Genomic DNA, 11,618 nt, shown 5'->3' on the forward strand with positions numbered 1-11,618 from the left:
TACTCGCGCGCGGTTACGATGGACCACGTGACCACCGCCGACCCCACGCTGCCGCTGTCGCCGTACCGGGAGATCGGGCGCGCGGAGTGGGCGCGTCTCGCCGCCGGACTCGACCAGCCCCTCACCGAGACCGAGGTCGTGGAGCTGCGGGGCATCGGCGACCGTCTCGATCTCACCGAGGTGCGGGAGGTCTACCTGCCCCTCAGCCGGCTGCTGAGCCTGTACGCGAGCGCGACGAAGCAGCTCGGCGCGGCGACCTCGACGTTCCTCCAGGAGGACGATTCGACGACGCCGTTCGTCGTGGGCGTCGCCGGCTCCGTGGCCGTGGGCAAGTCGACGATCGCCCGTCTGCTCCGTGAGCTGATGAGCCGCTGGCCGGGCACGCCGCGCGTCGAGCTCGTGACCACCGACGGCTTCCTCTACCCGAACGCCGAGCTCGAGCGCCGCGGCCTCATGGACCGCAAGGGCTTCCCCGAGTCCTACGACCGCCGGGCGCTGATCGAGTTCCTCACCGAGGTCAAGAGCGGTGCCCCCGAGGTGCGCGCGCCGTTCTACTCGCACATGCGCTACGACATCGTCCCCGACGCGCACGTCGTCGTGCGCCGGCCGGACGTCGTGATCGTCGAGGGGCTGAACGTGCTGCAGCCTCCGCCCGCCCCGAACGACGTGGCCGTCAGCGACCTCTTCGACTTCTCGATCTTCGTGGACGCCGACACCGCGCACATCGAGAAGTGGTACGTCGACCGCTTCCTCGCGCTGCGCCAGGGGGCGTTCAGCAACCCCTCCTCGTACTTCAACGTGTTCGCGCACCTCACCGACGACGAGGCGATCACGACCGCGCTGGGGTACTGGAACGAGATCAACATGCCGAACCTCGTCGAGAACGTCATGCCCACCCGGCATCGCGCGCGACTCGTGCTGCGCAAGGGCGCGGACCACGACGTGGAGAGCGTCCTCCTGCGCAAACTCTGACAGCACCGCGGCGGCGCTCTATTGTTCGGACGACTCGCAAAAATTGCCGCTTACCCTTATCCCCATGTGTGGAATCGTCGGATACGTGGGCCCGCGGCCCAGCCAGGACATCCTTCTCGCCGGCCTCGCCCGGCTCGAGTACCGCGGCTATGACTCCGCGGGCATCGCCGTGATCGACGGCCAGGGAACGCTGGGCATGCGCAAGAAGGCGGGCAAGCTCGCCATGCTGCGCGATTCGCTCGGCGACGCGCCCCTCGCCGACGGCACGACCGGCATCGGGCACACCCGGTGGGCCACGCACGGCGGCCCGACCGACGTCAACGCCCACCCCCACCTCGCGGACGACGACAAGCTCGCGGTGATCCACAACGGCATCATCGAGAACTTCGCCGCCCTCCGCGACGAGCTCCTCGCGGACGGCGTCGCGTTCCGCAGCGAGACCGACACCGAGGTCGCCGCGGCCCTCCTCGGTCGCGAGTACGCGAGCAACGGCGGTGACCTCGCCCTCGCGTTCCGCGCGGTCGTCAACCGCCTCGAGGGCGCCTTCACGCTCCTCGCCATGCACCAGGACCACCCGGGCCTCGTCGTCGGTGCCCGCCGCAACTCGCCGCTCGTGATCGGGCTGGGCGAGGGGGAGAACTTCCTCGGCTCCGACGTCGCCGCCTTCGTCGAGCACACCCGCAAGGCGCTCGCGATCGGCCAGGACCAAATCGTGTCGATCACCCCCGACGCCGTCACCGTCACCGACTTCGCCGGCACGCCCGTCACCGCGGAGCCCTTCGATGTGTCGTGGGACGCCGCCGCTGCTGAGAAGGGCGGCTGGTCGAGCTTCATGGCCAAGGAGGTCGCCGAGCAGCCGGAGGCCGTCGCCAACACCATCCGCGGCCGCATCCGCGACGGCCAGGTCGTGATCCCGGAGCTCGACGGCCTGGACGACCTGTTCATCGGCATCAACCGCGTCATCATCACCGCGTGCGGCACGGCCTCGTATGCCGCGCTCGTCGGCAAGTACGCGATCGAGCAGTGGGCCCGCGTGGCCGTCGACGTCGAGCTCGCCCACGAGTTCCGCTACCGCGACCCGGTCATCGGCGCAGACACCCTCGTCGTCTCGATCAGCCAGTCCGGCGAGACCATGGACACCCTGATGGCCGTGAAGTACGCCCGCGAGCGCGGCGCCCGCACGCTGTCGGTCTGCAACACGCAGGGCGCGACCATCCCGCGGGAGTCCGACGCCGTCGTGTACACGCACGCCGGCCCCGAGGTCGCCGTCGCCTCCACCAAGGCGTTCTCCGCCCAGATCACGGCCCTGCTGCTGCTCGGCCTGCACATGGGACGGGTCCGCGGCGTCGTGGCCGATGCCTCCACCGACGTCGAGGAGCTCTCGGCACTGCCGGAGAAGGTCGCGAAGGTGCTGGAGAGCGAGCACGAGCACGTCACCCAGCTCGCCGGCTGGATGGCCGACACCCGCTCGGTGCTGTTCCTCGGTCGCCACGTGGGCTACCCGATCGCGCTCGAGGGTGCGCTCAAGCTCAAGGAGATCTCCTACATCCACGCCGAGGGCTTCGCGGCCGGCGAGCTCAAGCACGGTCCGATCGCGCTGATCGAGCCGGGCCAGCCCGTCTTCGTGCTCGTGCCGTCGCCGCGGCACTCTGCGCTCGTGCACTCCAAGGTCGTCTCCAACATCCAGGAGATCCGCGCCCGCGGTGCCCGCGTCATCGTCGTGGCGGAGGAGGGCGACGCCGCGGTGCTGCCCTTCGCGGACGAGGTCATCCACATCCCGCTGGCCGGCCCCATGTTCGAGCCGCTGCTCGCCGTGGTGCCGCTGCAGATCTTCGCGATGGCGCTCGCCACCGCGAAGGGCCTCGATGTGGACCAGCCGCGCAATCTCGCGAAGTCCGTGACGGTGGAGTGACCGCCGACCCACCCCTTTCTGTTCGCCCCACCCCTCTGCGTAAGTATGCAGAGGGGTGGGGCGTTCGTATCGGGGTGGGTGGAGGAAGCGCGAGTAGGCTGAACGCGTGATCATCGGCACCGGCATCGACCTCGTGGACATCCCCCGGTTCGAACGCACGATGACCAGGACGCCGCGGCTGAAGGAACGGCTGTTCGCCCCCTCCGAACGCGACCTGCGACTGCCGTCGCTCGCCGCCCGGTACGCCGCGAAGGAGGCGCTGATCAAGGCACTCGGCGGCTCCGACGGCGTGCACTGGACGGAGATCGAGATCGCCTCCGAAGCCTCCGGGCGCCCGCACTTCGTCCTCTCGGGCTCCACCGCCGCCGTTGTCGAGGAGCGCGGCATCGTCACCCTCCACCTCACCCTCACCCACGATGCCGGCCTCGCCGCCGCTTTCGTCGTCGCCGAAGGAGCCCCGCTGTGACCGTCCCGTTCCGCGAGGCCACGATCGACCTCGATGCGATCGCCGACAACGTCCGGCACTTCCGCCGCCTCACCGGTGTGGAGGTGCTCGTCGTCGTGAAGGCCAACGCCTATGGGCACGGGGCGGCCGCGGCCGCCGTCGCCGCGCTCTCCGCCGGCGCCACGCGCCTCGGGGTGGCCGAGATCCCGGAGGCGCTCGAGCTGCGCCGCCAGGGCGTGCACGCGCCCGTCGTGGCCTGGCTGCATGCGCCGGGGGAGCGGTTCGTCCAGGCGGCGGCCGAGGGGATCGAGCTCGGCATCTCGTCGTACGAGCAGCTGCAGGCCGCCGCCGCGGCGGCCTCCGCCGACCGTCCGGTCGCCGTCCACCTCAAACTCGAGACCGGGCTGTCGCGCAACGGCATCGCCCCGCACGACTGGAGCACGGTCCTCGCCGAAGCCGCACGCCTCGAGCGCATCGGACGGCTCCGCATCGTCGGTCTCTTCAGCCACCTCTCGAACGCCTCGCCCGCGGACGACCGCGCCGCCCTCGCGCGCTTCGAGGAGGGCGTGGGGCAGGCCGCGGCACTCGGTATCCGCCCCGAGATCCGTCACATCGCCGCCACGGCCGCCGCGATCGATCTGCCGGAGACCCGCCTGGACGCCGTCCGCATCGGCATCGGCACCTACGGCCTCTCGCCCTTCGACGACCGCTCATCGGCGGAGCTGGGGCTGCGCCCCGCGATGACCCTGCGGGGTGCGGTGGCCGCGGTGCGTCGCGTCCCCGCCGGCACCGGGGTGTCGTACGACTACGCGCATCGCACCGACACGGAGACCACGCTGGCGCTCGTGCCCCTCGGGTACGCCGATGGAGTGCCCCGCAGTGCCTCGGGGCGGCTGCCCGTCGCGATCGGCGGCCGGCGGTACACGAACGTGGGCCGCATCGCCATGGACCAGTTCGTCGTCGACGTCGGCGACGCCCCCGTCGCAGTCGGAGACGAGGTCACCCTCTTCGGCGACCCGACGCTCGGGGTCCCCTCCGCCGCCGACTGGGCGGAGGCAGCCGGGACCATCGGCTATGAGATCGTCACGCGCATCGGGAACCGCGTGCCGCGGAGGACGACGTGAGCCTGGACCCGGCGTTCCTCGGACGCCGAGACATCGCCACCTCGGAGGAGATGGAGCAGCTCGGCCTGCGCATCGGGGAACAGCTCGAGCCGGGCGACCTGCTGATCCTCACGGGGCCCCTGGGGGCGGGCAAGACCACGTTCACCCGGGGACTGGCCGAGGGACTGGGCGTGCGAGGACCGGTGCAGAGCCCGACGTTCGTCATCGCCCGCACGCATCCGTCCCTGGTGGGCCGGGCCCCGCTGGTGCACGTCGACGCCTACCGCCTCGGCTCGGCCGCCGAGCTGGATGATCTCGACCTCGATCTCGACCGGTCGGTCGTCGTGGTGGAGTGGGGCCGCGGCATGGCGGAGGACCTCGCCGACGCCTGGTGGGACATCGAGATCGAACGTCCCGTCGGAGCGGGCGACGACGACCTCGATCCCGCCGAACTGGACGCCGACGCCCCGCGCTCCGTCACGATCACCCGCGAGGAGCGCTCGTGAGCGCCGAGGAGGCGGCGCCCCTCGTCGCCGTCATCATCGAGGACGACCCCGGCGTGCAGTCGCTTCTCGATGAGGTGTTCCTCGCCGCCGGCTTCCGCACGGTGCTGGCGGGCTCCGGCTCGGAAGGCCTCGACGCCATCGCGACCCACCGTCCGATCATCACCACGCTCGACATCAACCTCCCCGGCATCGACGGCTTCGAGGTGGCGCGCCGCATCCGCCAGGTGAGCGACACCTTCATCATCATGCTCTCCGCGCTGGCCGAGGAGTCCGACGTGGTGCTGGGCCTGACCTCCGGCGCGGACGAATACCTCGTGAAGCCCTTCCGCCCGCGGGAGCTCCGCGCGCGGATCGAGGCGCTCCTGCGCCGCACCCGCGCCACGGGGACCGATGCCGGGCCGCCGGCCGCCGCGCACGCCCCCGTGCCGACGACCATCGCCTCTTTCTCTCCGTCCGCGCCGCCGGGCTCTCCGATCCCGCCGGCCCCCGCCGCCGATGCCACGGTCGCCACGTGGCGCGGGCGCGTGCACCGCGACCTCAGCCTCGACCTCGACACGCGTCTCGTGCTCGTCGCCCAGCGGCCCGTCGAACTCACCCCCACCGAGTTCGACCTGCTCGCGGCGCTCCTGGACGCGGGGCGTCGCGTCTGCAGCAAATCCGAGCTCGCCCGCGGGCTGCGCGGTATCCCGGCCGATGCCCCCGACCGGGTGAGCGAGCCCGACAAACGTGCCATCGAGACCCATATGGCCAACCTGCGCCGGAAGCTCGGCGACAGTCCGACCACCCCGCGGTACATCGAGACGGTGCGCGGCGTCGGCTACCGGCTGACCTCCGACGATCGTCCCGTCTGAGGCGAGAGGCCGGGGCCGCGGCTCCCCCACCACGGCCCCGGAAGCCTGCGAATCCCCACTCGCGCGGCCCCAGCTTCTGCGAAATCCCCAGTCGCAGCGTCGGCTCCCACTCAGAAGCGTAGGGGGCCGGAGCCACCTGAAGAGCGCGAAGTGGCGATCTTTGAGTAATCTTGCGGGAATGCTGAGGATCGACCGGGAGGCGGGCCTTGATGATCCGCACGGTGTCGATCTGGCGCTGGCAACTGGTGTTCACGGCGAGCATCGTCGCCATCGTGGTGATGGTCGCGGGTTTCAAGCCGCTGGCCCTCACCGTCCCCCTGTTCCTCGGGGGGATCGCCCTCATCGTCCTGACCACTCTCGCCGCGCTGATCGTCCCGTGGCGTCGCCTGCCGCGGAGCGCCGTCACGATCGTCCCGCTGCTGGACGTGCTGGGGGTGGGGCTGACGACGAACGTCGCCGACCTCCGGCTCGGCTTCCTCTGGGTGTTCCCGGTGGTGTGGCTGGCGACCTACTTCTCGATGCCGTGGGTGTTCGCGGGCATCGCGCTCAGCGCCGGCTGCCTGGTGTACTTCTCGGACCGCTCCGGCCCGCCGGAGGACGTGCTGCTCCGCGTGCTCACGGTCGTCATCACGCTCAGCTTCCTCGGGGTGACCGTCCGCATCAACGCCCAGCGCTCCGGGGCGGGGCGGCGGCTGCTGGAGCGGCGTTCGGAGCAGGTGAACAGGGCGGCGGAGCGCGCGGAGACGAACCAGCAGCGGGTCACCCAGGTCATCGATGCGCTCGGTATCGCCCTGGTGGTCGTCACGGACAGCGGTCGCATCCTCCAGATGAACGACGCCTACCGCGCCCTCTACGGTCGTGACCGCTTCGGCACGGCGCTGCGGTCGGCGGCCGTCGAGTACGACGCGCGCCGCGGCACCGCCCTCACGCCCGAGCGCACCACGCTGGCGCGCGCGGCCGCGGGGGAGCAGATGCGCGAGGAGCGGGTGTGGCTCTTCGACGGCGCCGGCCAGTGGCACGCGCTGGCCGTGACGACGCAGCCGATCGCCGGCGCCAGGGAGGGCGAGCGCATCACCCTCGTCGTGATCGACGACGTCACCGCCCTCCTGGAGGCCGCCGAGGAGCGCCGCGCGCTCACCGCCGTCATCTCCCACGAGCTGCGCAATCCGCTCACCGCGATCATCGGGCACGTGGAGCTCCTGCGCGAGCGCGACGACCTCCCCGGAAGGGTCCCCGCGCAGATCGAGGTCATCGCGGACGCCGGCGAGCGGATGCGCGACCTCGTCACCAGCATGCAGAGCCAGACCGGACGGCCCTCGCACGATCCGTTCGAGCCGGTGGACCTGCGTGTCGTGGTCGAGGAGTCCGCGGCCTCCTTCGCGCCGCTGATGGCCGCCGCCCGGCAGGACCTGGTCGTCGAGGGGGCGGATCGGATGGTGATCGACGGGGACGCGTTCCGCCTGCGCCAGGTGCTGGACAACATCCTCGGCAACGCCGTCAAGTACACGACGGGAGGCGGACGCATCACGGTGCGCCTGGAGGAGTCCGGCGAGCATGCCGAGGTCACGGTGGCGGACACGGGCATCGGGATCGCCGAGGACGAGCTGCCGCGGCTGTTCGAACCCTACTTCCGCGCCGACAGCGCCATCCGCGGCGGCATCGCCGGCACGGGCCTGGGCATGGGGATCGCCCGGGACATCGTCGCGGCGCACGACGGCGTCATCCTCGTGGCGAGTGAGGTGGACGTGGGCACCACCGTCACCCTCCGCTTCCCCCGTCGATCGAAAGAGGTCACCGAATGACACCGCTCGTGCCCGTGAGCGCCGACGTCACCACCAGCATGGTCGCCGTCGTCACGGTGCTCACCGCGGTGGTCGTGAGCCTGGCGACGCTCGCCCGCCCGAGCAGGGCGACCGTGGTCTGGGGCGTCGCCTTCGGCGTGGGGATGCTGGGGGCCTACCTGTGGCTCGCCGGTCACCACACCGGCATCCCCGTGCTGCGCGCCGCGGCGTCCGCCGTCGTCGTCTCGTCCATGCCGCTCATCTGGATCGGCGTGCGGATGCACTTCCGCCGCTCCGCGCCCTGGCTGCCCGTCGTGCTCTCCCTGATCGGCGTGCCCGCGGCGCTCATGCTCACCGCCGGGACGCCCTGGTACCTGCCGGTCTTCCACGTCGTCTTCCTCGCGATGGCCGTGTTCGCCGGCCTCCTCGCCTGGGAGCTGCTGCGCGGGCAGCCCGCGCGGGACATCGTGATGCCGCTCGCGCTCGCCGCCTGCGCCTTCGTCGTCGTCGCCATCGTCAGTGCGGGATCGGCGCTCGCCTCCGGCGGGGTCAGCACGGCGGCGCAGCTGGACGCCCTGCGGGGGATGAACGCCATCGGGACCATCATCGTGAGCACCTGCGCGGCGTTCACGCTCGTGCTCCTCGTCCGGGCGGAGGAGGCGGCCGGTGTCGATGGCGGCCCCGCCGCCCGCGCCAGGGAGCGCCTGCGGAAGGCCGAGGCGCAGAACGACCCGGCCTGGTCGGTGCTGGACATCCGCCTCGACGACCCCACCGACCTCCGCGAGGCGTCGAGCAGTGGTGACTTCCGTCGCATCACCGACCGATTCCATGCCGACATCGGCGAGTCGCTGCCGGCGGCGGCCGACGCCGAGCGGGTGGCGGACGACCATTCGATCGTGCTCATCCACGGCAGCGATGAGGCGGTGCGCTTCCATCTGCGGGCCATCCTCGCGCGCATCTCCCTCATCGACCCGGACGCGCCGATGAGCGGCATCCGCTCGTCGGCGAGCATCGGCTGGGCCACGGCGTCCGTGGCCGGTTACGACTACGACGCGCTCGCCGCGGCGGCGGCCTCGGCCGCGACACGGGCACGCGACGCCGGGGGAGACCAGTGGAAGCGGGCGCAGGAGGCCGACCTGGTCGGCGGCTGACCGCCGGGGGAGACCCGGATCATCCGAGCAGGCCCGCGACGGCGTCGAGGTGCGCGCGGGTGAGGGCGGCGGCGCTGTCCGCCTCGCCGTTCGCGATGGCGTCGCGGATGCGGGCGTGGACGTCGTGGTCCGCGGCGTCGCCGTGGTGTCCCCGCAGCCGGAGCATGTCGGTCATGGCGGGGATCCAGCGCGGTGCGAACCCATCGAACAGGTCCAGCAGCACCGGGTTGTGGGCCGCGGCGACGATCGCGCGGTGGAAGGCCCTGTCCGTCTCGACGTGCGTCACGACATCCGCGCGTCCGCGGTCCCGCGCCGCGAGCGTCTGACCGAGTCGGTCGAGATCCGTCGCCGTGCGTCGCCGCGCGGCGAGGGACGCGGCCTCGACCTCGATCGCGGTGCGCGCCTCCAGGACGGCCACGATGTCGGCGCGCCGGACGACGTCGTCCCACGTCCCCGGGGCCTCCGTGGCCGTGACGAAGACGCCGGAGCCCTGACGCGTGGCGAGCACGCCGCGCCCGGCGAGCAGGCGGATCGCCTCGCGCGCCGTCGAGCGCCCGACGCCGAGCTGCGGCGCGAGGGTCGTCTCGCCCGGCAGCTTGCCGCCGACCTCCCATTCGCCCGCGACGATGCGCGCGAGCAGCAGCGCGGCGGCCTGCTCGGCGAGGGATTCCCGTCGCACGATGGTCATGCCGTCATTCTCCCACTTCAGGACTTGTCTACTTGTCTGAGGAGTTGTGCTACGGTCGATCCATGCACTCCTCCCGGTTCCTCCTCCTTCGCCGCCACGGCGGGGCCTGATCAGACCGGCTCCCCGTCGTGGAGCCGCTCTCGGTGCCGGTCGCCCCTCCCGCGACCCGAACAGGAACCTCCCCATGTCGACCACCGACGCCTTCCCCACCCTCACCACCCCCGCCGGAAGGATCCCCGACGATGCACCGTCGTGGAACCGCCAGCGCCCCTCCCGGATGCCGTCCCACCGCTATCGGGACGTGTACTCCCGCGTGGACATCCCGCTCGCGACCAGGGACTGGCCGACCGCGCGGCTGACACAGGCGCCGCTCTGGGTGCCGGTCGACCTCCGTGACGGCAACCAGGCCTTGGCCGAACCGATGGACCCGGCGCGGAAGCGGCGGTTCTTCGAGCTGATGGTCGCGATGGGATACAAGGAGATCGAGGTCGGGTATCCGTCCGCGTCCCAGACCGACTTCGACTTCGTCCGGCTCCTCGCCGAGACGGACCTCGCCCCCTCCGACGTGACGATCGTCGTGTTCACCCCGGCGCGCCGGGACCTCATCGAGCGCACCGTCGAGTCGGTGCGCGGCATCCGCAATCCCGTCGTCATCCACATGTACACGGCCACGGCCCCGGTCTGGCGGGACGTCGTGCTGGGCCAGGACCGCGCGGGACTGACCGCGCTGATCCTCGCCGGAGGTCGCGACGTGCTCCGATCCGCGGGCGACCTGGACAACGTCCGCTTCGAGTTCTCCCCGGAGGTCTTCACCCTCACCGAGCCCGACTTCGCCCTCGAGATCTGTGACGCGATGACCGGGCTGTGGGACGCGACGCCGGACCGTCCCGTGATCCTGAACCTCCCGGCGACGGTCGAGATCGCGACGCCGAACGTCTACGCCGATCAGATCGAGTACATGCACCGGAACCTCGCGCGCCGCGACGGCGTCATCCTCTCCGTGCACCCGCACAACGACCGCGGCACCGGCGTCGCCTGCGCGGAGCTCGCCGTCCTCGCCGGGGCCCAACGCGTCGAGGGCTGCCTCTTCGGCAACGGCGAGCGCACCGGCAACGTCGACCTCGTCACCCTCGCGCTCAACCTCCACGCGCAGGGCGTCGACCCGATGATCGACTTCTCGGACATCGACGAGATCCGGCGCACGGTCGCCCACTGCAACGGCATCGACATCCATGCCAGGCACCCCTACGCGGGGGACCTCGTGCACACCGCGTTCTCGGGGACCCACCAGGACGCCATCCGGAAGGGTCTCGCCGAGCATCGCGCCCGCGCGGCGGCGGAGGGGCGCGCCGAAGCGGACACCGAGTGGCGCGTGCCGTATCTGCCCATCGACCCGTCGGACATCGGGCGCAGCTACGACGCGGTGATCCGGGTCAACTCGCAGTCCGGCAAGGGCGGCATCGCGTACCTGCTGGAGACCGCATACGGCATCGAGCTGCCCCGGCGGCTGCAGATCGACCTCGCGCGGCACGTCCAGCGCCGCACCGAGCAGACGGGGCGCGAGGTGACGGCCGCCGACGTGTGGCGCATCTTCGCCGAGACGTATCTCCAGTCCACGGGCCCCGGTCCGGTGGAGCTGGTGAACGTGGACGTGGCGGGTCGGCGCACGACGATCACGCTGCGTGCGGACGGGGTCGAGACGCACTGCCAGCGCGACGACGTCGGCCCGGTCGAGGCGCTGGTCGCCGCGCTCGCCGAGCGCGACGTCGCCGTCGAGATCCTGAGCCTGCACCAGACCAGCGTCGGAACCGGAAGCGCGACCGAGGCCCTCACCCTGATCGAGTATCGGGACGGCGCGCGTTCCCGCTGGGCGGCGGGCCGCCACCGCTCGGTCCTCACCGCGACCCTCGACGCCGTGCTGAGCGCGGCGGGTCGGGCGGAGGGCGGGGCCTCCTAGGGCGTCTGCTTCTCGCGCCCGCGTGCGAGGGCGGCGGTGATGGCGTCGGCGGCCGCGGCGTCGGAGTCGGCGGCCGCGGAGACGTTCTCGGCGACGACGGCCTCGATGATCTCGGTGCGCTGGATGCGGGTCTCGCGCGGGGCCTTGACGCCGATGCGCACGCTGTCGCCCTTGATGTCGAGCAGCGTCACCTCGATCTCGCCGTCGATGCGCACGCTCTCACCGATCCGCCTCGTCAACACCAGCATTCGT

At 71.8% G+C, this 11,618-nt stretch carries 11 protein-coding genes; 9 read left to right on the top strand and 2 right to left on the bottom strand.

Translation table 11 applies throughout. From position 1 onward, the window contains the following. The first annotated feature begins 18 nt into the window (after positions 1 to 18). From coaA to KAF39_RS08085, 8 genes are all read left to right on the top strand, one after another. Complete coding sequence (coaA, locus tag KAF39_RS08050) at positions 19 to 972, top strand: type I pantothenate kinase (protein WP_210676785.1); 954 nt, start codon at positions 19 to 21, stop codon at positions 970 to 972. A 64-nt stretch (positions 973 to 1,036) separates the two neighbouring features. After that, on the top strand, positions 1,037 to 2,884 hold the full coding sequence (gene glmS / locus KAF39_RS08055) for a glutamine--fructose-6-phosphate transaminase (isomerizing) (RefSeq protein WP_210676786.1): 1,848 nt from the start codon (positions 1,037 to 1,039) through the stop codon (positions 2,882 to 2,884). 106 nt (positions 2,885 to 2,990) lie between these two features. Next, complete coding sequence (locus KAF39_RS08060; RefSeq protein ID WP_210676787.1) at positions 2,991 to 3,350, top strand: holo-ACP synthase; 360 nt, start codon at positions 2,991 to 2,993, stop codon at positions 3,348 to 3,350. Continuing rightward, the gene (gene alr, locus KAF39_RS08065) at positions 3,347 to 4,453 is read left to right on the top strand and encodes an alanine racemase (RefSeq protein WP_210676788.1); all 1,107 of its coding nucleotides are present in this window, start codon (positions 3,347 to 3,349) and stop codon (positions 4,451 to 4,453) included. Before KAF39_RS08060 ends, alr begins: the two co-directional genes overlap by 4 nt. Further along, a complete protein-coding gene (gene tsaE, locus KAF39_RS08070; RefSeq protein ID WP_307805133.1) occupies positions 4,450 to 4,938 on the top strand; it encodes a tRNA (adenosine(37)-N6)-threonylcarbamoyltransferase complex ATPase subunit type 1 TsaE in 489 nt (162 codons plus the stop codon). The genes alr and tsaE overlap by 4 nt, the downstream gene beginning before the upstream one ends. Continuing rightward, a complete protein-coding gene (locus KAF39_RS08075) occupies positions 4,935 to 5,789 on the top strand; it encodes a response regulator transcription factor (RefSeq protein WP_210676789.1) in 855 nt (284 codons plus the stop codon). Before tsaE ends, KAF39_RS08075 begins: the two co-directional genes overlap by 4 nt. Positions 5,790 to 5,998: 209 nt before the next feature. Beyond that, positions 5,999 to 7,591, top strand: coding sequence for a cell wall metabolism sensor histidine kinase WalK (locus KAF39_RS08080; protein ID WP_210676790.1), 1,593 nt, complete (start codon positions 5,999 to 6,001; stop codon positions 7,589 to 7,591). Beyond that, positions 7,588 to 8,721, top strand: a complete 1,134-nt coding sequence (locus KAF39_RS08085) for a hypothetical protein (protein WP_210676791.1) — start codon at positions 7,588 to 7,590, stop codon at positions 8,719 to 8,721. Before KAF39_RS08080 ends, KAF39_RS08085 begins: the two co-directional genes overlap by 4 nt. A 19-nt stretch (positions 8,722 to 8,740) precedes the next feature. Here KAF39_RS08085 and KAF39_RS08090 read toward each other — a convergent pair whose 3' ends face one another. Then, positions 8,741 to 9,409 (bottom strand): FadR/GntR family transcriptional regulator, encoded by a 669-nt coding sequence (locus tag KAF39_RS08090; RefSeq protein ID WP_210676792.1) that lies wholly within the window; start codon positions 9,407 to 9,409, stop codon positions 8,741 to 8,743. A 277-nt stretch (positions 9,410 to 9,686) separates the two neighbouring features. Between KAF39_RS08090 and KAF39_RS08095 the strand changes: the two genes are divergently transcribed. Continuing rightward, on the top strand, positions 9,687 to 11,366 hold the full coding sequence (locus tag KAF39_RS08095; RefSeq protein ID WP_374093874.1) for a 2-isopropylmalate synthase: 1,680 nt from the start codon (positions 9,687 to 9,689) through the stop codon (positions 11,364 to 11,366). Here the strand turns inward: KAF39_RS08095 and csrA are convergent. Next, a complete protein-coding gene (gene csrA / locus KAF39_RS16130) occupies positions 11,363 to 11,614 on the bottom strand; it encodes a carbon storage regulator CsrA (protein WP_210676794.1) in 252 nt (83 codons plus the stop codon). The genes KAF39_RS08095 and csrA overlap by 4 nt on opposite strands. Positions 11,615 to 11,618: the final 4 nt, after the last annotated feature.

Origin of the sequence: Microbacterium sp. BLY, assembly GCF_017939615.1 — a bacterium.
Taxonomy (GTDB): Bacteria; Actinomycetota; Actinomycetes; order Actinomycetales; family Microbacteriaceae; genus Microbacterium.

What these genes read in the sequence shown, in the direction of transcription:
- coaA (WP_210676785.1), top strand. Translation starts at nt 19, where the DNA reads ATGGACCACGTGACCACCGCCGACCCCACGCTGCCGCTGTCGCCGTAC.
- KAF39_RS08095 (WP_374093874.1), top strand. Translation starts at nt 9,687, where the DNA reads ATGCCGTCCCACCGCTATCGGGACGTGTACTCCCGCGTGGACATCCCG.
- KAF39_RS08085 (WP_210676791.1), top strand. Translation starts at nt 7,588, where the DNA reads ATGACACCGCTCGTGCCCGTGAGCGCCGACGTCACCACCAGCATGGTC.
- glmS (WP_210676786.1), top strand. Translation starts at nt 1,037, where the DNA reads ATGTGTGGAATCGTCGGATACGTGGGCCCGCGGCCCAGCCAGGACATC.
- KAF39_RS08080 (WP_210676790.1), top strand. Translation starts at nt 5,999, where the DNA reads ATGATCCGCACGGTGTCGATCTGGCGCTGGCAACTGGTGTTCACGGCG.
- KAF39_RS08090 (WP_210676792.1), bottom strand. Translation starts at nt 9,409, where the DNA reads ATGACCATCGTGCGACGGGAATCCCTCGCCGAGCAGGCCGCCGCGCTG.
- csrA (WP_210676794.1), bottom strand. Translation starts at nt 11,614, where the DNA reads ATGCTGGTGTTGACGAGGCGGATCGGTGAGAGCGTGCGCATCGACGGC.